The organism is Streptomyces sp. NBC_01635, assembly GCF_045209715.1.
Taxonomy (GTDB): Bacteria; Actinomycetota; Actinomycetes; order Streptomycetales; family Streptomycetaceae; genus Streptomyces; species Streptomyces hirsutus.
This window is the reverse complement of sequence record NZ_CP109277.1, coordinates 3342934-3365214: the sequence shown is the minus strand read 5'-3', so window position 1 is coordinate 3365214 and position 22281 is coordinate 3342934. Positions and strand designations below refer to the sequence as shown.

Below are 22281 nucleotides of genomic sequence, written 5' to 3'. Positions count from 1 at the left end.
GAGCGCCCGCCGGGGCCGGGGCACGGTTTCACGGTGAAAAGGGGACACCGCAGGATGACCGAAGTCAACGAGCCACCACGCGTCGGAGGCTGGACCCGGTTCGTGACCGCCCGGCCGCGGCTCGCCCTGCTGGCGGCGCTGGTGCTCACCGTGCTGGCCGCACTGGCCGGCAGCGGGGTCGCCGACCGTATGAGCAGCGGCGGCTGGGAGGACCCGGACGCGGAATCCACCTACGCGACCCAGGCCATCGAGCGGGAGTTCCCCGACTCCCAGCCCAACCTCCTGCTGCTCGTCGACGCGGGCGACGCCTCGGTGGACGATCCGGCCGTCGCCGCCGAGGCCGGGCGGCTCGTCGAGCGCCTGGCCGGCGAGGAGGGGATCACCGGCGTCGGCTCCTACTGGCAGACCCGCTCACCCGCCCTGCGCGCCGAGGACGGGCACGAGGCACTGATCGCCGCCCGCATCACGGGCGACGAGACGGCCATGGGCGAGACCCTGGACCGCATCACACCCCTGTTCCGCGGCGAACAGGGCGTGGTGGAGGTCGGCGTCGGCGGCCCGGTCACCGTGCAGCACGAGATGCAGACCATCATCCAGGAGGACCTGCTGCGGGCCGAGCTGATCGCCCTGCCCGTGACGCTCGTGCTGCTGATGATGGTGTTCGGCAGCGCCGTCGCGGCCCTGCTGCCGCTCGGCGTCGGCATCGTCGCGATCCTCGGCGCCAACGCGATCCTGCGCGGGCTCACCGAGGTCACCGAGGTGTCGGTGTTCGCGATGAACCTCACCACCGCGCTCGGCCTCGGCCTGGCCATCGACTACGCGCTCTTCATCGTCCGCCGCTTCCGCGAGGAGCTGTCCGCCGGAGCCGAACCTCTCACCGCCGTCGGCACCACCCTGCGCACGGCCGGACGCACGGTGCTCTTCTCCGCCCTTACGGTCGCGGTGTCCCTGGCGGCGATGCTGCTCTTCCCGCAGTACTTCCTGCGGTCCTTCGCCTACGCCGGCATCGCCGTGGTGCTGCTGGCCGCGGCGGCGGCGCTCCTTCTGCTCCCCGCCGCGCTGATGGTCCTCGGCCACCGCGTCGACGCCCTGGACCTGCGCCGCCTGTTCCGCCGCAGACGCCCCGCGAAGGCCGCCGCGGAGGAGGGAGCCGCCTGGGGCCGCACGGCGACGCTGGTGATGCGCCGTGCGCCGTTCTTCGCCCTGGGCACCACGGCCGTGCTGGTCCTGCTCGGACTGCCCTTCCTGGGCGTGAAGTTCGGCACCGCAGACGACCGCCAACTGCCGTCCACCGCCGCGTCGCGCGTGGTCCAGGACCACATCCGCGAAGGCTTCCCGGGCAGCCCCGGCGGCAGCCTCGACGTGCTCGCCGAGGGCCGCGCCACCGAGGCCCAGTACGCGGCCTACAAGGAACGCGTCGCCGGACTCCCCGAGGTGGTACGGGTCGACGGGCCGCTGGTGAAGGGGGACGCGGCGGTCTTCACGGTGCAGCCGAAGGGCGAGGCCGTCGACGACCCCGCCCAGCACCTGGTGGGCGATCTGCGTGCGGTGGACGCCCCGTTCGACACCCACGTGACGGGCGCGGCGGCCGTGCTGGTCGACTCCAAGGACGCCATAGCCGAGCAGTTGCCCGCGGCGGCCCTGTTCATCGTGATCGTCACCCTGTTCCTGGTGTTCCTGCTCACCGGCAGCGTGCTGATACCCGTCCAGGCGGTGCTGCTCAACGCCCTCAGCCTGACCGCCATGTTCGGCGCCGTGGTCTGGGTCTTCCAGGACGGCCATCTCTCCGGCCTGCTCGGCTTCACCAGCCCCGGCTCCGTCGAGACGACCCTCCCGATCATCATGTTCTGCGTCGCCTTCGGCCTCTCCATGGACTACGGCGTGTTCCTGCTCTCCCGGATCAAGGAGGAGTACGACCTCACGGGGAACCACGAACAGGCGGTCCGGCACGGCCTGCAGCGCACGGGCGGACTGATCACCGCGGCGGCCGTCATCCTGGCGGTGGTCATGGTCGCGATCGGCACCTCGCGCGTGACCAACACCAAGATGCTGGGCCTGGGCATCGCGCTGGCCGTGCTGATGGACGCGATGATCGTCCGCACCCTCCTGGTCCCTTCGGTCATGCGGCTCACCGGCCGGGCGACCTGGTGGGCCCCGGGCCCGCTGCGCCGGTTCCACGAGCGGTTCGGGCTCAGCGAGGGCGAGTCGGCACCGAAGGCCGTCGGGGTCGAGGCCGACCGGGCCGACCGGGCCGGTGGGCCCGAGGACTCCGCCGAGGCCGAGGAAGCCACCCGCGACAAGGCTGCCCACGGCAAGGCCGCCCGCGACAAGGCGGAGGCCGGGGGATAGCGTTCCGCCGACGGCGGTGAGCGAGGGAAGGGGCCGGTCATGCGGGCGGTGGTGTTCGAGCGGTACGGGGAACCGGCCGAGGTGCGGGAGGTCGCGGACCCGGAACCCGCGCAGCACGGAGTCGTGGTCCGCGTGGAGGCCACCGGCCTGTGCCGCAGCGACTGGCACGGCTGGCAGGGCCACGACCCGGACATCACGCTGCCGCACGTCCCCGGCCACGAACTCGCCGGAGTCGTCGAGGCGGTCGGCGTGCGAGTCACCCGGTGGCACCCCGGAGACCGGGTCACCGTCCCGTTCGTCTGCGCCTGCGGAAGCTGCCCGGCCTGCGCGGCCGGCGACCAGCAGGTGTGCGAGCGGCAGACCCAGCCCGGGTTCACCCACTGGGGCTCCTTCGCCCAGTACGTGGCGCTGGACCACGCCGAGGTGAACCTGGTCGCCGTCCCCGAGGGCATGACCTCCGCGACCGCCGCCTCCCTCGGCTGCCGCTTCGCCACCGCCTACCGCGCGGTCGTGCAGCAGGGCCGGGTGGCGGCGGGGGAGTGGGTCGCGGTGCATGGCTGCGGCGGGGTGGGCCTGTCCGCGGTGATGATCGCGGCGGCGTCCGGTGCGCGGGTCGTCGCGGTGGACGTGTCCCCGCAAGCCCTCGACCTGGCACGGAAGTTCGGCGCGGTGGAGTGTGTGAACGCGGCGGCGGAGGACACGGCGGAGGCGGTCCGAGACCTCACCGGCGGTGGCGCCCATCTCTCCTTGGACGCCCTCGGCTCACCCGTCACCTGTGCCGCCTCCGTGAACGGCCTGCGCCGCCGGGGCCGTCACGTCCAGGTCGGACTGCTGCCCTCGCCCACGGGCACCACCCCGGTACCGATGGCCCGCGCCATCGCCCTCGAGCTCGAACTCCTCGGCAGCCACGGCATGGCCGCGCACACCTACCCGCCGATGCTGGAACTGGTCCGCGCGGGCGCGGTCCGCCCCGATCTCCTGGTGACGCGGACCATCGGCCTGGACGCGGCCCCGTCGGCCCTGGCGGCCATGGGCACGGCCCCGGGCGCGGGCGTGACGGTCATCGAACCGTGGCGTTGAGCGCGGCCCACTCCCGGTCGAGGATCGCCATGATCACTTCGTCGACCCACTCCCCGTCCCGGAACGTGACCTCCCGCCGCACGCCCTCGACCACGAAGCCGGCCTTCTCGTACACACGCAGGGCGCGCGGGTTGTCGCCGTAGGCCTCCAGTTGGATGCGGCGCAGCCCGAGGCACTCGAAGCCGTGGGCGACGATGAGCCGCGTGGCTTCGGTGCCCAGCCCCCGGCCGCGGCCACGCGGCCCGATGAGGGTGCGGAAGGTACAGCTGCGTGCCTTTGGGCCCCACTCGTTGAGGGCGACCTCGCCGACGAGGTCCCCGGTGGCACGGTCGGTGACGGCGAGGTCGAGCCGGTCGGGCTGCGCGGACCGGGAGCCGTACCAGGAAAGCGTCTTCTCCGGGGTGAGTTCGACGGAGGGGTCGAAGGTGAAGCGGACGACCTCCGGGTCCTGGATGATCTCCCACATCGTGTCGGCGTCGGCCTCCGTGAAGGGGCGCAGCACGGTCCGGTCCCCGGTGAGAGTGGGTTTGTCGGTGAAGTTCACAGCTGAACTGTGCCCCACCGGGGCGGCGGGGCACAGCTGCTTTTCCGGAGGTCTCCCGGAGTCAACTGCCCCCGCGACCCCGGTTGCCCGGCCGGGAGGCCACCCAGCGGCGTACCGTGTCCGCGTACCAGTACGGCTTGCCGCTCTCCACATGGTCGGGCGGGGGCAGGAGGCCGTGCTTGCGGTACGAACGGACGGTGTCCGGCTGCACCTTGATGTGCGCCGCGATGTCCTTGTAGGACCACAGGCTTCGGTCGGTCATGCGTCGTACCTCCCCGCGAGCACCACGGAGGCGGCCAGGGGTCGGCCGTCAGGGGGAGCCGGGTGCCGCGCTGGCGATCACCAGCGTTCTGCCCTGTGAACGACGCCCTACGGGGGCGGAGCGGCGTTGTGCGCCGGGCGTGACGGAAAGCCCGCGTACACGGGACATGTGTGACACGACCGGGGTATTTGATACAGAAGTGAAGCAAAGGTGTGCGCCGGTTCATCGGCGGGCCGTGTTGACCCGCCCCGCCGGAACCGTCGATCCGCCCGGCTCGCCCCTCGGCCCGTGGGCCGTCCGGCGGTCTAGGGGCACCGTCCGGCCGGGCGTCGGCTTGCCGCTCTCCCGGACGGTTCGCCTGTTCCGGGGACGTAAGGTCAAGATCTCGTCCTTATGTCTGGACAAAGCATTGACAGGGCTTCGCCGCACGGCTAGAACCGGGGGGAGCCGTGTGGGACGACAACGACGAGGCGGTACTCGCCACGGGGGCCGTGACATGAACGAGGCCATGAGGAGCGGCAGGAGCGACGCCCTCCACGACGACACGAACGGCGGCGCGAGTGACGCGACCGCCCTCTCTGCTCCGGGGCGCCGCTGAGGGCCCCGGTACCGATCGCCTCCGGCGCGGGCGGCCGCTTTGCTTTGGCAGGAGCGAAGTGCGTGCGACGACTCCCCGTCCGCTACGGCCCCGCGCCGGAGGTCTTCGTCCGTCACCGGTCACGGAAGAACGCCCCACGATGCGCTCAGCCGCCCCGGGTGCCGGACCGGAACGCCGGCACCCCCGCCCGACATGGGCGGTCCCGGGGCGTTCGCGGTGCGGCCGTGTACCACGGACGCGGTACACGGCGGCGGTCGCGTACGCCTGGAGGAGGTGGCGGGGTCGGTCCCCGGGCGGCATCGGGACCACAGATCGACCCCGTACCGTTGACGCATGGATCTTCGACTGCCCGGACTGCGACGGCCCACGTCATGGCGGCCCCGGCGGACCGTCGCCGCCGCGGCGGCCGCCGTCGTGCTCGCCGGGGCCGGCACCTGGACCGCCGTCGCCTCCGACGACCCGGCGCCCGCGGTGGACCGGGCCGACCGCGTCATGACGGTGGCCGACGGCGGTGACGGGAGCGACGAGGTGCGCATCGACACCTCGTACTTCACCGCCGGTCCGGCCGGCCGCCGCCCCGCCGTCCTGCTCGGGCACGGCTTCGGCGGCAGCAAGAACGACGTGCGGCAGCAGGCCGAGGAGCTCGCGCGCGAGGGGTACGCGGTGCTCACCTGGTCCGCGCGCAGCTTCGGCAAGTCCACCGGGAAGATCGGCCTGAACGACCCGAAGGGCGAGGTCGCCGACGTCTCCCGGCTCATCGACTGGCTCGCCGAACAGCCCGAGGTCGAGCTGGACAAGGACGGCGACCCGCGCCTGGGCATGGCCGGCGCCTCCTACGGCGGCGCCATCGCGCTGCTCACCGCCGGGCACGACGACCGGGTGGACGCCATCGCCCCGGCGATCACCTACTTCGACCTCGCCGAAGCGCTGTTCCCGAACGGCGTGTTCAAGAAGCTGTGGGCGGGCATCTTCGTCAACTCCGGCGGCGGCTGCGAGAAGTTCGAGCCCGCGCTGTGCCGGATGTACGAGCGGGTCGCCGAGTCCGGCACCCCGGACGCGGAGGCCGTCGCGCTCCTGAAGGAGCGGTCCCCGTCCGCCGTCGCCGACCGCATCGACGTACCGACCCTGCTGATGCAGGGCCAGTCCGACTCGCTGTTCCCGCTCGGCCACGCCGACGCGGCGGCGAAGGCGATCCGCGCGAACGGCGCCCCGGTCGACGTCGACTGGATCGCCGGCGGACACGACGGCGGCGACCCGGAGTCGGACCGCCTCCATGCCCGCACCCGGGCCTGGTTCGACCGGTACCTGAAGGACGACAAGGGCGCCGACACCGGCCCCGCCTTCCGCGTCACCCGCACCGGAGGCGTCGACTCCACCGACGGGCGGGCCGTGCTGAGCGGCGCGTCCGCGGACCGCTACCCGGGCCTGACCGGCGGCGGGAAGGCCTTCCCGCTCACCGGACGCGAGCAGAGCTTCGCCAACCCGGCCGGCGCCAGTCCGCCCGCCGTCTCCGCGCTGCCCGGCCTCGGCGGTGCCGGCGGCCTCTCCCAGCTGTCGTCCCTCGGCGTCGGCGTCTCCCTGGACTTCCCCGGCCAGCACGCCCGCTTCGAGTCCGCCCCGGTCACCGGCGACCTGCGGATCACCGGCTCGCCGACCGCCACCGTCCACGTGAAGTCGACCGGTGACGACGCCGTCCTCTTCGGCAAGGTGTACGACGTCGGCCCGGACGGACGACAGCAGGTACTGCCCTCCCAGTTGGTCGCGCCGATCCGGGTCGAGGACGCCAGGGCGGGCAAGGACGTCACCGTCACGTTCCCGGCCGTCGACCACGAGGTCCGGCAGGGCCACCGCCTGCGGCTCGTCCTCGCCTCCACCGACCTCGGCTACGCCTCCCCGGCCGCCCCGGCGACGTACACGGTCTCCCTGAAGAGCGACCTCACCGTGCCCACCGCGCCCGCGGTGGCCACCGCCGCGGCACCGCTGCCCTCCTGGGTGTGGTGGCTGCCGGCCGCCGGAGCGGTGCTCGCCCTCGCCCTGGTGCTCACCGGCCGCCGCCGCACGACGGCCACGCCCCCCGACCCCGAACTCGCCGGCGTACCGCTGCAGATCACCGGCCTCAGCAAGCGCTACACCCGGTCCGCCGACCGGTACGCCGTACGGGACCTGTCGTTCCGCGTCGAGAAGGGCCAGGTCCTCGGCCTGCTCGGGCCGAACGGCGCGGGCAAGACCACCACCCTGCGCATGCTGATGGGCCTGATCAAGCCCGACGGCGGCGAGATCCGCGTCTTCGGTCACGCCATCCGCCCCGGCGCGCCGGTGCTGTCCCGGGTCGGCGCCTTCGTCGAGGGCGCGGGCTTCCTCCCGCACCTGTCCGGCCGGGAGAACCTGGAACTGTACTGGCAGGCCACCGGCCGCCCGCCGGAGGACTCCCGCATGGAGGAGGCCCTGGAGATCGCGGGCCTCGGCGACGCCCTCGCCCGCGCGGTGCGCACCTACTCCCAGGGCATGCGCCAGCGCCTCGCCATCGCCCAGGCCATGCTCGGCCTGCCGGACCTGCTCATCCTGGATGAACCGACCAACGGCCTGGACCCGCCCCAGATCCGCGAGATGCGCGAGGTGATGATCCGGTACGCGGCCGCCGGACGCACGGTGATCGTCTCCAGCCATCTGCTCTCCGAGGTCGAGCAGTCCTGCACCCACCTCGTCGTCATGGACCGCGGACAACTGGTCCAGGCCGGGCCGGTGCACGAGATCGTCGGCTCCGGCGACACCCTGCTCGTCGGCACCGAGTCCCCCGTGGACGAGCCGCTCGCCGGCAAGGTCGCCGCCCTGCCGGGCGTCGCCTCGGCGGTCCCCACCGACGACGGGCTGCTGGTCCGCCTCGACGCCGACGGCACCGCCCCGCGCCTGGTCGCCGAACTGGTGCGGCTGGAAGTGCCGGTGGCGTCGGTCGGCCCGCACCGCCGCCTCGAAGACGCCTTCCTCACGATGATCGGAGGTCCCGCATGAGCGCGCTCGACGAACGGACCGAGCCCGCCGGGGCCACCGGCCCCGGACAGCCGGCGGGGCCGGGGCGGCCGGTGGAGGTGGCCGACGGCTACCGCGCGGGCCGCACGCTGCCGCTGCGGGTCGAACTGGTCCGGCAGCTGAAGCGCCGCCGCACCCTCGTCATGGGCGCGATCCTCGCCGCCCTGCCCTTCGTGCTGGTCGTCGCCTTCGCCATCGGAGGCGAGCCGGAGGGCCGCGAGGGCCGGGTGACCCTGATGGACACGGCCACCGCGTCCGGCGCCAACTTCGCCGCCGTGAACCTGTTCGTCTCCGCCGGCTTCCTCCTCGTCATCCCCGTCGCCCTGTTCTGCGGGGACACGGTCGCCTCGGAGGCCGGCTGGTCCTCGCTGCGCTACCTCCTGGCCGCCCCGGTGCCGAGGATGCGGCTGCTGTGGTCCAAGCTCGTCGTCGGCCTGGGGCTCAGCCTCGCCGCGATGGTGCTGCTGCCGGTGGTCGCGCTCCTCGTCGGCACCGCCGCCTACGGCTGGGGCCCGCTGCAGATCCCCACCGGCGGCTCGCTCGACCCCGCGACGGCGGCCCAGCGGCTCGTGGTGGTCGTGGGCTACATCTTCGTGTCCCAGCTGGTCACCGCCGGACTCGCGTTCTGGCTGTCGACACGCACCGACGCCCCGCTGGGCGCGGTCGGCGGCGCGGTCGGCCTGACCATCGTCGGCAACGTCCTGGACGCGGTGACCGCCCTCGGCGACTGGCGTCACTTCCTGCCCGCGCACTGGCAGTTCGCCTGGGCCGACGCCGTCCAGCCGATCCCGCAGTGGTCCGGCATGATCCAGGGCACCGCGGTCTCGGTGACGTACGCCCTCGTGCTGTTCGCGCTGGCCTTCCGCGGCTTCGCCCGCAAGGACGTGGTGTCGTAACGAGAGGCCCCAGGTCCGGCTCAGGTCGACGGAGGGTCACCTACCGGTCTCGGCGGGCCCGTCCCGTGCCCGCTTCGAGACCCATCCGCAACGCCCCGTACCGCACGTTCCGCCCCGCTCCGGCGTCACAGTCGAGAAGTCGACGCCAACGGCAGCAGGGGGAACGGACGATGAAGCGGACGACGGACCGGACATCGAACGGGACGAGGACGGCACGCGGGACGAGGACGACACGAAGGAAGGGCGCCCGGACGCGCCGGGGGACACGCCGTCTCCGCGCCGCCCTGGTCGCGCTCACGGCGGCGAGCGGACTGCTGCTCACCGCGTGCAACGGAGGCGGCCACGCCGGCAAGGCGTCCGACTCCTCGTACGAGGGCGGGGGCGGGCCCGGGGGAGGGACCGGAGGCGGCGGGAACAGCGATGCGGCCCCGCTCCCCGTGCCCGACGGCACCCGCGGCACCGACCGGCAGCGCGAGGGGGAGCAGGACGACCGGCGCGACGTCGCGCCCGACCCCGATCACCTCTCCACCTTCGCCCTCGACGTCGACACCGCCTCCTACGGCTACGCCCGCCGCACCCTCTCCGAGGGCCGGCTGCCCGACCCGTCGACGGTCCGGCCCGAGGAGTTCGTCAACAGCTTCCGGCAGGACTACGAACGCCCGGACGGCAACGGCTTCACGGTCACCGTCGACGGCGCCCGCACCGACGAGGACGACTGGTCCCTGGTCCGCGTGGGCCTCGCCACCCGGTCCGCCGGGCCGGACGAGGACCGTCCGCCCGCCGCCCTCACCTTCGTCATCGACGTCTCCGGCTCCATGGACGAACCCGGCCGCCTCGACCTCGCCCGGGAATCCCTCGCCACCATGACGGACCGGCTGCGCGACGAGGACTCCGTGGCGATCGTCACCTTCAGCGACGAGGCCGAGACCGTCCTGCCGATGACCCGCCTCGACGGCAACCGGGACGAGATCCACGACGCCGTCGACGCCCTGGAGCCCGCGCAGTCCACCAACCTCGGCGCGGGCGTCGAGACCGGCTACGAGACCGCCGTCGAAGGACTGCGCGAGGGCGCCACCAACCGGGTCGTCCTGGTCTCCGACGCGCTCGCCAACACCGGCGACACCGACGCCGACACGATCCTCGAACGCATCGGGGAGTCCCGCCGCGAGCACGGCATCACCCTCTTCGGCGTCGGCGTCGGCAGCGACTACGGGGACGCCCTCATGGAACGCCTCGCCGACAAGGGCGACGGCCACACGGTGTACGTGTCCGACGAGGAGGAGGGCCGCGAGGTCTTCTGCGAGCAACTGCCCCGCAACATCGAACTGATGGCCAGGGACGCGAAGGCCCAGGTCGCCTTCGACCCCGCCACGGTCGCCGAGTTCCGCCTCGTCGGCTACGAGAACCGCCGGGTCGCCGACGAGGACTTCCGCGACGACGACGTCGACGGCGGCGAGGTCGGCCCCGGCCACACCGTCACCGCCCTGTACGCGGTGCGCACCCGGTCCGGCGCCCCCGACGGCCACCTCGCCACGGCCACCGTCCGCTGGCTCGACCCCGAGTCCCGCGCCCCGCGCGAGGAGAGCGGCGCCCTGGAGGCCGACGACCTCGGCGATTCCGTCTGGACCGGTGGCCGGGGCCTCGCCGTCACCGCGACCGCCGCCTACTTCGCCGACGCCCTGCGCCCGGACGGCCGCCGCCACCGCGCTCTGCCCGGCGCCCCCGGCCTCGGCGAACTCGCCGACCACGCGGCCGGCCTGGCGGACCGCACCGAGGACAGGGACCTCCACGACCTGGCCGAAGCGATCCGCACCGCCGACCGCCTGTCCTGAGGGGCCCGCTCGTCCCGAGGAGCCCGCTCGTCGGTGATCGCCGACCCCGGATGCGCGCCGACGTCCAGAAGGCCGTCGACTACGCCAACGAGGCCGTCTCCCGCGCCGAGTCGATCCGCGCCTTCACCCTCGTCGAGGGCGAGTCCACCGAGGAGAACGGACTGCTCACCCCGTCCCTGAAGGTCAAACGCCGGGCGGCACGGGCGGCGTACGCACAGGAGATCGAGAAGCTGTACTCCTGACGGGGGCGGGCGGCCCGCGGAGGGGGCCAACCGGGTGAACCTGCGCAACCGTTTCCCGTATGTCGGGTTACTGAAGGAGTAGGGCACGCGACGCCACGAGAAAGGAACGCGCTGTGCTGCTCCGTCCGCGGTACACGGGTTTGTCCCGCAGGCCTTCCGCCTGTGAGTCGAGGGCGAACACGGGAGCCGCTGCCGGCGCCGGGTCTGCCGCCGTCGGACCTCCGGGTGTTCTTCTCGACGCGTAGCACGCTGCGGCGTCCGACGCACCGGCCTCTCGGCTCCGCCATGGCCGACTTCGGACGTCGATCTCCGTGCCCGGGCCGGCTTTCCACCTCTTCAAGCAGGAAGACCACGACATTGCGACAGACTCTGAGCAGGGGAGCGTTCGCGGCGGCCGCCGCCACGGGCATCCTCTCCCTGTACGGCGCCCCCGCCCTCGCCGACACGTACGCGGAGGGAGTCGCCGAAGGCTCTCCCGGCGTGCTGTCCGGGAACAACGTCCAGGCGCCGATCGAGGTGCCGGTGAACGTGTGCGGCAACGCCATCGGCGCGGCCTCCGCACTCAACCAGGCGTCCGGCAACACCTGCGTCAACGGCTCGCACCACGACGACGGGTCCGAGCAGAGCACCTCCAGCGCCTCGCAGAGCCGCTCCGGCGGCGGGGGCGCGTACGCGGGGGGAGCCGCCACGAACTCCCCCGGCGTGCTGTCCGGGAACAACGTCCAGGCACCGGTCCACGTGCCGGTGAACGCGTGCGGCAACACCGTCGACGTGGTCGGGGCGCTCAACGAGGCCTCCGGCAACACCTGCGTCAACGGCTCGCACCACGACGACGGGTCCGAGCAGAGCACCTCCAGCACCTCGCAGAGCCGCTCCGGCGGCGGGGGCGCGTACACGGAGGGAGTCGCTGAAGGCTCTCCCGGCGTGCTGTCCGGGAACCTCATCCAGGTCCCGGTCCACGCGCCGGTGAACGCGTGCGGCAACTCCATCGGTGTGCTCGGAGTGCTCAATTCCGCCTACGACAACGACTGCGGCAACGTCTACACGCCGGACGAGCCGCAGCAGCCCGGCTACGAGCTCGAGGAGGAGACCCCGTCGTCTCCGCCCGTCCGTACGCACACCCCGCCTCGCACGCCGGTGACGTACACGCCGCCTCCGGCCACCGGCGAGGAGTCGCCCCACCTGGCCGAGACCGGCAGTGAGAACGTGCTGATGGCCTCGGGCGCGGGTGCGGCCCTGCTCGTGGGCGGGGCGCTGCTGTACCGCCGCGGGCGGGCAGCCGCCCGCCGATAGCGGTTCCCAGGCACCCGAGGCGCCGGACCCCGTCCGTCCGGCCCCCGCGACCCTGCCGACCGCGCACGCCCCCGGACCGGGGCGGGCCACCCTTGGAGGGGGCCCGGACCGGTCCGGGGGCGCTGTGCTGTACGGGCCGGGGCGGGCAGCGCAGGGGACGGGCCGGGCCGCTGACGGCCGGTTCGCCGGCAGCGGCCCGGCAGGGTCCCGCGGGAGGCCGTGTCAGCCGCTCACCGGCGCCGGGGACTCGGTCCGGCTGCCGCCCGAGGGGACGGGGACCGTCGCCCCGCGCAGCGGAGTCGCCCCGAGCCGTCGGCGCACCCCCCGGACGAGGGTGGGCGCCGTGAACATCGCGCCGTGCACGAAGCGCATGGCCGGACCGAAACCGGAGGCGGTCACCAGGCCCGCGAGGAACAGGCCGGGGTGGGACGACTCGAAGCCGCGCCCGGTCGCCGGGGAGCCGTCGGGCAGGACCGCCAGCGCCCCGCGCAGTTCGGCGGAGAGCATGCCGAGCCGGTCGCGCTGCGCCCGGAACCCCGTGGCCGCGATGACGTGCTCGGTCTCCAGGGCGCCCGTGCTGCCCTCGCGGTTCACCGTGTCCAGCCGCACACCGCCCGGCACCGCACAGGCCGCGGTGATCCGGTGGCCCGGCATCAGATCCACCGCGCGCTCCACCCGATCCCGCACCCACCACGCCCCCGCCGGACCCAGGGCCGTCCCCGCGATACGGGTCCGGGTCTGCAGCGGCAGCCGCCGGAAGAGGCCGGGACGCTCCGAGTAGAACCAGTTCCGCCAGCCGGGGCCCAGACCGCTGTGGGGGGAGCGGGCCGACTGCCACCAGGGGCGCTCCCAGGGCGGCGGCACCTCGTTCCACACCAGTCGCTCCGCCCGCGCCAGCACCCGTACGCGCGTGCCCTGTTCGGCGAGCAGCGCCGCGGTCTCCAGCGCCGCCTGGCCGCCGCCGATCACCGTGACGTCCTTGCCGCTGAACTGGTCGAGGCCACTGTGGTGGCTGCTGTGCGTCACCAGGGACGGGTGCAGTCCGCGCAGGGCCGACGGGACCTCGATGAACGGCATCACCCCGACCGCCAGCGCCACCGTCCGCGCCTGCAGCGTCTCCCCGTCCGCGGTCACCACCGTGAAGCCGTGGGGAGCCGACGCCACCCGGGTCACCATGCGCTCGTCCACGTCCGGCACGGTGTGGCGCGCGAACCACAGGCCGTACGACGCGAACTCCTCCACCGGGATCGGCTGGGCGTGACGTGCGGTCAGCCCCTTTTCCTCGCAGTACGCGGCCAGGGTCCGGCGTCCGCCCGGATCCGAGAGGTTGGACGCCCAGGGCTCCGACTTCAGGAACATGCCGCCGGGCATGTGGTCCCGCCAGGACGCCATGGGTCGGCCGAACACGCGCAGGCGCAGCCCGGCGGCCGCCGCGTGGGACGCGATCGACAGACCGTACGGGCCGGCGCCGACCACCAGGAGGTCGTACATCATCAGCTGCTCGCTTTCTCGTTGTCGGTCAGGGAGGGGGAGGCCGCCCGGGGGATCACGGGGGGCGGCGGTACCACCGCGCCGCCGCCCAGCCGCTCCCTCAGCCGGCCGGACACATGACGGGCCCACAGGGACCACATCGCCCGTCCGGGAGCCCGGTCGTCCGGGGCGTACCAGGCCAGTTCGCGTCCGCCCGGCGCCGTACGCAGCACGGCGAACGGCGCGTAGTTCTCCACCACGAAAGCCCGCCCGGCCACCGGGTCCCCGTCCGGCAGCGGACGGCCCGTCAGGTCCAGGTGCAGGGCACGCACGACGTCCAGTCCGGCCCCGTCCTCGAAGAGCCGGAACTGGGCGCCGGGGCGCGGGTTGAAGTCGAGCAGGTGGTAACGGCCCGTCGCGTGGCAGCGGCGGAAGTCGAGGTCGAAGACGCCGCGGTAGCCCAGTTCACCGGTGAGCCGCTCGGCCAGGGCCCGCACCTGCGGATTGGGCACCCAGTTGCCCACCGCGGTCAGCCCCGCACCCCGTGGCCAGGCCAGCCGTTTGACACCCGGTCCGCCGGCGCGCACGGCGCCCGAGTGGTCGGCGTAGCCGTGGAAGAACCAGTCCCGGGCCGGGCCCGGCGGCAGATACGCCTGCAGCAGGAGCGGGCTGCCCGCCTCCTCGCTGCGCAGGTACAACTCCCGGGCCTGCTGCGCGGAACGCACCAGCAGCGTGCTGCGCAACCCGCTGCCGGCCGGCAGCAGCCAGGGCCTGCTCCACTTCGCCACCACCGGCAGCCCGAGCCGCGTCGTGTCGGCGGCCGCCCGCTCCGGGCTGTCGGGGACGAGTGTCTCCGGGTGCGGAATGTCCGCCGACGCGCACACGGTGGCCAGTTCCGCCTTGTCGGCGACGCGTTCGGGCAGCATGTCCGGCATCGTCGGCAACAGGTAGGAAGGGGTGAGAGCGTCCCGCAGGCGCCCCGCGGCGATCGCGCTCGCGTCGTCCATCGGGACCAGCACGGCAGGACGCGCGATCCGGTCGGCGACACGGCGCAGCACGGCGAGGACGTCGTCCGCGGACGCTCCGGGCGGCGGCGGGGTGTGCAGCCGACGCACATAGCGGGAGCTGCGCACGGGGCTTCGGGACTCGTCGGCGACGACATGCACCTCCACTCCCGCCCGGCCCAGCGAACGCACGGCCCCCAGTGTTCCGTGATGGAAGGGATTCCGGTCGACCCGCAGAATCACGGCGGGGACACGAGTGTCGAGCAGCGGCACGTATTGTCTCTTTCTTTTTGAATTCGCTCACCCGCACGGGCGAGCATGGCACTCGAAAGCCGCAGTGGCAGTGGCGCCGTGGGAATTCCTGTGACTGACTTTCGGATGACTGTTCGTCAATAACGAGTCCAGAGGCGGGAGGTCGGAAGCACAGAAGCCCAGAAGTTCGGAAGTTCGGAAGGCCGGAAAAGAGAGCGAAGACAGGAGCAGGAATGGCCCCACAGCACGAACGTGTCCGGATCCGCGGGCTGGTCGTGGGCGCGGTGGCGATGGCCGTGTCGGCAGCCCTGATGTCCGGTACTGCGGCGGGGTTGGGCGGAGCCGGCGACCCTCGCGTTTTGGCGCCGGACCTGACGGCGTCCGCGGTCGCCTTCCCGGACCTCGTACAGCGGCCCGCCCCCGTGCCGCCGGTCCTGATGCCGTCGGTCGCCGCCCCCTCGGTCCCGGTCCCGGCCGTCAGGCCCCCGGTCGTCCCGGTGCCGGGCGCACAGGGCCCGCCCTTCGGCGCCTTCCTCGGCTCCGACGAGCGGGGCGTGGCCCGGATGGAGCAGTTCAGTCGCTGGCTGGGCGGCGCCGAACTCCGTGTCGGCCACACCTACCTGCCCGGCAACCACTGGAGCGACATCGAGGGCGACGTCCGCTTCCTCGAGTCGTGGGCACGCTGGCGCAACGAGAAGGACGACCGGATGTTCGTCCTCAACGTGCCCCTGCAGGAGCGCAACGAGGCGGGCGTCCCGGACCGCGAGGTCAGGGAGCTGCTGCGGCGGGGCGCGGCCGGGGAGTTCGATCACCACTTCCGCGCGCTGGCCGAACGGCTGGTCCGGCTGAAGGTGCCGGACACGATCCTCGTGCTCGGCTGGGAGATGAACGGCGTCACCTACACCCACCGGTGCGGACCGGACCCCCAGGCCTGGAAGACGTACTGGAACAGGATCGTCACCACCATGCGCGCGGTGCCGGGCCAGAAGTTCCGGTTCGACTTCACGCCGAGCCGCGGCCGGGACGCTGTGCCCTGGACGCAGTGCTACCCGGGCGACGACACGGTCGACGTCATCGGCATGGACTCCTACGACCAGCCGGCCGGAATGTCCTTCGACGAACAGGTCGAGGAACCCTACGGACTTCAGGCGCACGTGGATTTCGCGAAAGCCCACGGCAAACCCCTCTCCTATCCCGAATGGGGGCTTTTCCACAACGGCGACAATCTCGAGTACATGAGGCGCATGCTCGCCTGGATGGACGAGCACAAGCCGCTGTACAACACGCTGACCGACTACTGCCCGCACGGTGTGTGGCGGTGCGACCAGAACCCGGCCTCGTCCCGCCACTACCGGTCCGTCCTCTTCGGCCGCGACGTCGTGGTACCCCCGGAGCCCTCGGTGACCCCGGTGACCCCGGTGCCCCCGGTGCTCACGCCTGTGCCACCCGTCCCCACCGTGCCGCCGCCCCCGGTGGGCTGCCTGCCGGTGGAACTGGGCAGCAGGGTGGAGTTCTGGCTCGGCGGGAAGCTCTGCCTCCCCTTCGGCCGGTGATCGCGTACCCGCCGCAGCCGTCGCCGGCCCGGCCGGACTCACCGTCGTCACCGCTGTCCGCGCACCGCGGCGGCGGTGGCGGGGCCGGGCACCGAGGCGGCGGGGGCGGGGGAGTCGTCCCCGTCGGTCCGCCGCGGGCGGGCCAGCAGCGCCAGACCGCCCAGCAGCCCGCCCGCGCTCGCCCCCACCAGAGCGGTCAGTACCGGCGAGGCGGACGTCGGCCTGCTCGGCTTCACCGCACGCGAGAACTGCACGAGCCGGACCTGGGTGCTGCTTTTGGCCTTCTCCGCGTGCTGCGACAGCGCGCGGGAGACCGCGTTGGCCATGTCGACGGCGAGGTCGGGGCGCGAGGAGGTGGCCGAGATGGCGACCATCGGCGCGTCCGGCGAGGTCGCCGTGCGCACGTTGTCCTGCAGGGTCCGCACCGGCACGCCCGCCCACACCTGCGCGTCCCCGAGCACCGCGAGCTGCGTGGCCACCCGCCCGTACGCCTGCGCGAAACCGCGGGCGGATTCCGGGGTGGAGTTCACGGTCGGTACGGCGACGACGTAGCTGGTGGCCGTGTACGTCGTGGAGGTGAGCAGGCCGTACGCGCCGCCGAACAGGCAGCCGGCGAGGGTGCCGGCCGCGATCACGGACCAGGCCGGCAACCCCCTGGCACGGGCCAGGAACAGACGGAGACGGCGGGTCGGAGTGTCGGTCATGAGGAGCTTGCTCCCAGAGAGGAGGAGGGGGACGACGAAGAACGGGAGACGGCTGTCGCGTACACGTGCATGAGGCGGTCGGTGCTGCGGGTGATGCCGTAGCGGTGCGCGGCCTCGGGAGCGGTCCGTGGCAGGGGGCCCGCCGCCCGGGCCCCGGCGATCGCCCGCGCGTACGCCTCGGGGCCGCCCCGCACGCGCCGGGCGCCGGCCGCGGCCGACGGCGGCAGGTCCTCGATCGCCGGACAGGAGGCGTAGACCACGGGCAGGCCCGACGCCAGCGCCTCCACGACCGCCAGGCCGAAGGCCTCCTCCAGGGACGGGGACGCCAGCACGTCCATCGCCGAGGTGAGCGACGGCAGGTCGGGGCCCGGCGAGCCGTCCGCGGCGTAGGGACACTCGCCGGTGAACAGGACCCGGTCGGCCACCTCGGCCTCACGGGCCGTACGGCGCAGGGCGTGCTCCTCGGGGCCGCCGCCCACCAGCAGCAGCCAGTAGTCGTCCGGGAGCCGGGCGAGCGCCCGGACCAGGACGTCGAACCGCTTCCCGGGGACGAGCCGGCCGACACCGCCCACGACGAAAGCGTCCTCCGGCAGACCGAGACGGCGGCGGGTGCGCGCACGCCGCTCCGCCTCGAAACGGAAGCGTTCCAGGTCGATGCCGTTCGGGACGACCTCGATACGGGGAGCGGGCACGCCCCAGCGCTTCAGACGGTCGGCCACCGCCGGGGACACGGCGACCGTCGCCGAACCGAGCCGCTCGCTGGAGACGTACAGCGCGCGCACCCCCGCCGTCAGCCGGCGTCCCTCCATCTGCGAGTCGCCCAGGGAGTGTTCGGTGGCGACGACCGCGCGGACCCCGGCGACGCGCGCGGCGAGCCGGCCGTAGACGCAGGCCCGGTACAGATGCGTGTGCACCAGGTCGTAGCCGCCCGAGCGGATCAGCCGGACCAGCCGCGGGAGCGCGGTCACGTCACGGTTGCCGCCCATGCCGAGATGCACGACGCGGACCCCGTCGGCGGTGAGGCCCTCGGCGACCGTGCCGGGGTTGGTGAGCGTCACGACGTCGCAGTCGACGGGCAGATGACGCAGCAGCAGACGCAACTGCTGCTCGGCCCCGCCGACGCCGAGGCCGGTGATGATGTGCAGAGCCCTCATCTCACCGGCCCTCCACCGGGCGCCGGCGCAGCCGGTGCAGCCGGTACTTGAGCCCCAGGCGCCACGCCGTGTCGTTCTGGCCGATGTGCACGCGCGGCAGGGCGTGCGGGCCGGTCAGCGGGCCGGGGTCGATGGCACAGGCGTAGGTGTAGCCCGCCTCCCGCACGGCCCGTACGGCGCGGACGTCGACCGTGCCGTACGGGTAGCAGAAGCCGTCGACCCGGGTGCCGGTCAACTCCGCGAGCCGCTCGCGGCTTTCGGCCACCTCGGTCTTGAGGGCGGGATCGTCCGCCCGGGTGAGATCGACGTGGGTCAGCCCGTGCGAGCCGATCTCCACGCCCTCGGCCGCCGCGTACCGGATGCCGGCCGCGGTCAGCAGCGGCTTGCGCGGGCCGAGCGGGTCCCAGGCGTTGTCGCCGCCGAGCCGTCCGGGCAGGACGAAGAGCGTGGCGCCGCAGTCCCAGCGGCGCAGCAGCGGCAGGGCCTCGGTGACGAAGTCGGCGTACCCGTCGTCGAACGTCAGCCCGACCAGGCGCCGTCCGTCGCCCCGGACGCGGGCGGCGAGCAGGTCGGCCACGGACACGCCCCGCAGCCCCCGCCGGCGCAGCCAGGCCAGCTGCGCCTCGAGCCGCTCGGGCGTGACCGTGATGCGGTACGGATCGTCCGAGCAGTCACCCACCGAGTGGTACATCGCCACCCACGGGACAGGGCCCGGTGGCGCGGCGGGGAGTCTGCCGGTGTCGAAGGAACCGGCGGAATCGACGGAGCCGACGGAATCAATGGGAGCGGCCATGGGTGAGCCTTCGTGTGACGGTGCGCACGGAGCGCACTGCGGATGCGGAGCCCTGGACGCCCAGGGCCAGGGAGAGCGCGGCGAAGACGCCGGCCACGCTCAGGACGCCGGCCGCGAGACCCACCACGGGGGACGCGAACCGGCTCGAGGCGAACGCCCCGGCGGCGGTGGCGACGACCGCGGCGAGCACCGGCCTGCTCAGTTCGGTCAGTACCGGCCGGACCCGCAGGCGGACACCGTGGGGGCTGCCGCGCCGGGACGCTCGCAGACCGGTCAGCAGCAGGGCGGCCGTGACGGTGATGCCGAACGCGTTGGCGGCGGCGATCCCCGCCACCCCCCAGGGGCGCACGGCGACGGCGCCGATCACCGACGTGGCGGTGATGCCCGCGGCCATCACCGCGAGGGGGTGCCAGCTGGGCCGGCCCGCCGAGAAGTACGAGCGGACCAGCGTCCCCACCAGGGTCTGCCCCAGCAGCCCGAGGGCGTACACGCGCATGACGTCCGAGGTCGCCGCGGTGTCGCTCGCGGTGAACGCGCCGCGCTGGAAGAGCAGTTCGATCATCTGCGGGGCGCAGGCGATCACCGCGCCCATGCCCGTCAGCACCACACAGGAGGACAGCACCAGATCCCGCTCCACGCGGTCGCGCGCGCGTTCGGTGTCCCCGTCCGCCAGCGCCCGCGCCACCACGGGGAAGGTGACGGTGCACACCATCAGCGACAGTGTCATCGGGATCTGGGCGACCTTCTGCGCGTAGTTCAGGTGCGAGATGGCCCCGGAGGGCAGGGAGGAGGCGAGGAAGCGTTCGACGAGGACCTGCGACTGGCGGCACAGCGCGAAGAGGAGCACGGCGGCGATCAGGGCGAGCCGGACCGGCCGCTCCTGCGCGTCGCCCGCCGCCCCCTCGACGGCCGGTGTGCGGGACGCCAGCTGCCGCCACAGCGACGGCAGTTGCACCAGCACCATCAGGCAGCCGCCCACCGCCACCCCGGCCGCCGCGGCGCGCACGCCCCACGTGCGGCCGAGCAGGAACATCGCGGCGATGATGCCGGTGTTGTACGCGACGTAGATCGCCCCGGGCGCGGCGAAGCTGCGGTGGGCCCGCAGGGCGGCGCTGCAGTAACCGGCGATCCCGAAGGCCAGCAGGCTGATCGCCGTGAGCCGGGTGCAGTCGACGGCCAGCCCGGGGTCGGGCAGGCCCGGTGCGAGGATCTGGACCAGGAAAGGCGCCGCGGCGGCGACCAGGGCGGCCGTCGCGGCGAAGGCGAGGCACAACCGGGGCAGCGTGGCGGCGACCAGGGCACGGACCGGGTCGCCCGGTTCGCCCCGGGCACGCCGGGCCAGCGCCATGCTGAACGCCGGGATCAGCGCGATCGCCAGCCCGTCCTCGATCAGCAGCGTGGCGGCGATCTCCGGCACGGTCCACGCGACCAGGAAGGCGTCCGTGTCGCTGCCGGCGCCGAACAGCCGCGCCAGCGACTGGTCGCGCACCAGGCCGAGCAGGGAGCCGGCGATGGACAGCGACGCCGTGACGAGCGCGGCACGGGCGAGGAACTTCCGGGAAGCCGAGTCCGAGGCCGAGCCTGAGCCCGTGCCTGAGCCCGTGCCTGAGCCCGTGCCCGAGGCCGAGCCTGAGCCCGTGCCTGAGCCCGTGCCTGAGCCCGAGTCCGGGAGCGAGCCCGGGACTGAGCCCGAGCCCGAGACTGGGACCGAGCCCGGAACTGGGACCGGGCCGGTGTCGTGCCCGGCGGGTGTGACGGCACGCGCCGCGGGCACGGCCGCCGACCCGTCGGTGTCCCCGTCGGTGTCGGGGGCGGGACTCTGCGAAGGCACCACCGTCATCGCGCCGCGGCCCCCTCGACCTGCTCCGCCACCGTGCACCGGGGCACGGCGTCCTCCCGCTCGCCGCCGGCCAGCGCCCACCACGCCGCGAGCCCCAGGCTCAGGGCGATCAGCATCGTCGTGGGGCCGCCGATGTCGCCGTACACGAAGTCGGTCAGCAGCCAGAGCAGCAGCCCGCAGGCGACGAGCCCGCAGTCGAGCCCCGGTCCCCGGCCTGCTTCCGGTCCGCCGCCGCGTGCCGGTCCGCGGAAGCGGACGCGCAGCAGCCTCCGCGCCCCGCCCACCAGCAGCGCCAGCCAGCCGCCGACGAGGGTGAGCAGTCCGATCAGGCCCTGCTCGCTCAGCACCAGCAAATACATGTTGTGCGGCGAGAGCAGCGCCTGCTTCCGGTACTCCGTCCCCGCGCCCGCGATCTCGCTGCCCGAGGACAGGGCCAGGGTGGCGTGCCCGTCGCGGTACTCGGGGAAGCCCTTCAGGCCCACGCCCGTCAGCGGCTGCTCGCGCCACATGCCGGCGGCGGACGCCCACAGGGTGTACCGGTCCACGACGGACTGGTCGGGAGCGTCGCCGACCTGCGCGATGCTGTCGATCCGCTCCTGCAACTGGGCCGTGCCGATGCCGAACCCGCCGGTCAGGACCACGCCCGCGGCGGCCACGGCCAGGGCCACCTTCAGCGCGCGCCGCGGCCCGGCCAGGACCAACTGCACGGCGCACGTCAGGGCGGTCGCGATCCAGGCGCCCCGGCTGAAGGAGAGGGCGAGCGGCAGCAGCAGGGCCACGGCGCATCCGGCGGCCGTCACCCGCTGCCACACGGCTGCCCGGCCCAGCGCGATCCCGACCGCGCACACCAGGCCGAGGGAGACCGCCGTCGCCATGCCCATCACGTCGTGGGCGCCGAAGGTGCCGACCGCCCGGACGCCCTCGCCCTGGTAGGAGGCGCCGGTCCCGGTGACGTACTGGTGCACGCCGACGGCCCCCTGCCACAGTGCGAGTCCCACGAACGACCAGGCCAGCACCCGGAAGTCGGTGCGGTCCCGGACCAGGATCAGTACGGCCGCCGGGACGAGCACGAAGACCTGCAGATAGCGGCCCAGACCGGTGAAGCCGGCCTCCGGCGAGGACGCCCCCATCGCGGCGAGCGCGAGCCCCACGACCGGCAGGCCCAGCACCACGGCCGCGGTGGGCGACAGCGGACGCCGCCGTTCGCGCAGCAGGCGGATCACGCAGTACACCACCACCAGCCCGGAGACCACGTCCGCGGGCCCCGCTCCGTCGTACGTCAGCGGCAGGGCCAGCAGGGCGGGCAACGCCACCAGGGGCAGCACCGGCACCAGCCCGGCGGCCCGGCGCGGGAGCAGGAACGGGAGTGGTGCGGGAGCGAGGCTCAC

At 73.7% G+C, this 22281-nt stretch carries 16 protein-coding genes and 2 pseudogenes; 9 read left to right on the top strand and 9 right to left on the bottom strand.

The genetic code is table 11. The annotated features are described in order from the left end of the window. The first annotated feature begins 54 nt into the window (after positions 1-54). Together OHB56_RS15795 and OHB56_RS15790 are read left to right on the top strand one after the other, a co-directional pair. Entirely contained in the window at positions 55-2349 is a 2295-nt protein-coding gene (locus OHB56_RS15795; RefSeq protein WP_406353957.1) for an MMPL family transporter, read from the top strand. 39 nt (positions 2350-2388) lie between these two features. Beyond that, positions 2389-3429, top strand: coding sequence for a zinc-dependent alcohol dehydrogenase family protein (locus OHB56_RS15790; RefSeq protein ID WP_406353955.1), 1041 nt, complete (start codon positions 2389-2391; stop codon positions 3427-3429). Here OHB56_RS15790 and OHB56_RS15785 read toward each other — a convergent pair. Continuing rightward, a complete protein-coding gene (locus OHB56_RS15785; protein WP_406353953.1) occupies positions 3410-3973 on the bottom strand; it encodes a GNAT family N-acetyltransferase in 564 nt (187 codons plus the stop codon). The two genes, OHB56_RS15790 and OHB56_RS15785, sit on opposite strands and share 20 nt — an antisense overlap. Positions 3974-4034: 61 nt before the next feature. Then, entirely contained in the window at positions 4035-4235 is a 201-nt protein-coding gene (locus OHB56_RS15780) for a helix-turn-helix transcriptional regulator (protein ID WP_406353951.1), read from the bottom strand. 591 nt (positions 4236-4826) lie between these two features. Here OHB56_RS15780 and OHB56_RS15775 point away from each other — a divergent pair. The 6 genes and pseudogenes from OHB56_RS15775 to OHB56_RS15750 all read left to right on the top strand — a co-directional run. Continuing rightward, a pseudogene (locus OHB56_RS15775) lies at positions 4827-4973 on the top strand (5-deoxy-glucuronate isomerase); the annotation flags it as partial. 193 nt (positions 4974-5166) lie between these two features. Next, complete coding sequence (locus OHB56_RS15770) at positions 5167-7842, top strand: alpha/beta fold hydrolase (RefSeq protein ID WP_406353949.1); 2676 nt, start codon at positions 5167-5169, stop codon at positions 7840-7842. Next, positions 7839-8756, top strand: coding sequence for an ABC transporter permease (locus OHB56_RS15765; RefSeq protein WP_406353947.1), 918 nt, complete (start codon positions 7839-7841; stop codon positions 8754-8756). Before OHB56_RS15770 ends, OHB56_RS15765 begins: the two co-directional genes overlap by 4 nt. 170 nt (positions 8757-8926) lie before the next feature. Continuing rightward, positions 8927-10588 carry a von Willebrand factor type A domain-containing protein gene (locus OHB56_RS15760; RefSeq protein ID WP_406353945.1) on the top strand — a complete coding sequence of 554 codons (1662 nt, stop codon included), beginning with the start codon at positions 8927-8929 and terminating at the stop codon, positions 10586-10588. A gap of 44 nt (positions 10589-10632) precedes the next feature. Next, positions 10633-10830, top strand: a pseudogene (locus OHB56_RS15755) (long-chain fatty acid--CoA ligase); the annotation flags it as partial. Between the two features lie 357 nt (positions 10831-11187). Then, positions 11188-12123, top strand: coding sequence for a chaplin (locus OHB56_RS15750; RefSeq protein WP_406353943.1), 936 nt, complete (start codon positions 11188-11190; stop codon positions 12121-12123). Between the two features lie 222 nt (positions 12124-12345). Here OHB56_RS15750 and OHB56_RS15745 read toward each other — a convergent pair whose 3' ends face one another. Continuing rightward, complete coding sequence (locus OHB56_RS15745; RefSeq protein ID WP_406359081.1) at positions 12346-13614, bottom strand: FAD-dependent oxidoreductase; 1269 nt, start codon at positions 13612-13614, stop codon at positions 12346-12348. Positions 13615-13616: 2 nt separating this feature from the next. Continuing rightward, a complete protein-coding gene (locus OHB56_RS15740) occupies positions 13617-14870 on the bottom strand; it encodes an ATP-grasp domain-containing protein (protein WP_326752832.1) in 1254 nt (417 codons plus the stop codon). A gap of 212 nt (positions 14871-15082) precedes the next feature. Here OHB56_RS15740 and OHB56_RS15735 point away from each other — a divergent pair, with 212 nt between their 5' ends. Next, a complete protein-coding gene (locus tag OHB56_RS15735; RefSeq protein WP_406353941.1) occupies positions 15083-16402 on the top strand; it encodes a glycoside hydrolase family 26 protein in 1320 nt (439 codons plus the stop codon). A gap of 47 nt (positions 16403-16449) precedes the next feature. Here the strand turns inward: OHB56_RS15735 and OHB56_RS15730 are convergent, their stop codons facing one another. The 5 genes from OHB56_RS15730 to OHB56_RS15710 are packed head-to-tail and all read right to left on the bottom strand — an operon-like array spanning position 16450 to position 22281. After that, complete coding sequence (locus OHB56_RS15730) at positions 16450-17106, bottom strand: lipopolysaccharide biosynthesis protein (RefSeq protein ID WP_406353939.1); 657 nt, start codon at positions 17104-17106, stop codon at positions 16450-16452. After that, a complete protein-coding gene (locus OHB56_RS15725; protein ID WP_406353937.1) occupies positions 17103-18260 on the bottom strand; it encodes a glycosyltransferase in 1158 nt (385 codons plus the stop codon). Before OHB56_RS15725 ends, OHB56_RS15730 begins: the two co-directional genes overlap by 4 nt. Position 18261: 1 nt before the next feature. Further along, positions 18262-19053 carry a polysaccharide deacetylase family protein gene (locus tag OHB56_RS15720; protein ID WP_406353935.1) on the bottom strand — a complete coding sequence of 264 codons (792 nt, stop codon included), beginning with the start codon at positions 19051-19053 and terminating at the stop codon, positions 18262-18264. Further along, positions 19037-20893 (bottom strand): murein biosynthesis integral membrane protein MurJ, encoded by a 1857-nt coding sequence (gene murJ, locus OHB56_RS15715; protein WP_406353933.1) that lies wholly within the window; start codon positions 20891-20893, stop codon positions 19037-19039. Before murJ ends, OHB56_RS15720 begins: the two co-directional genes overlap by 17 nt. After that, on the bottom strand, positions 20890-22281 hold the full coding sequence (locus OHB56_RS15710; RefSeq protein ID WP_406353931.1) for an O-antigen ligase family protein: 1392 nt from the start codon (positions 22279-22281) through the stop codon (positions 20890-20892). Before OHB56_RS15710 ends, murJ begins: the two co-directional genes overlap by 4 nt.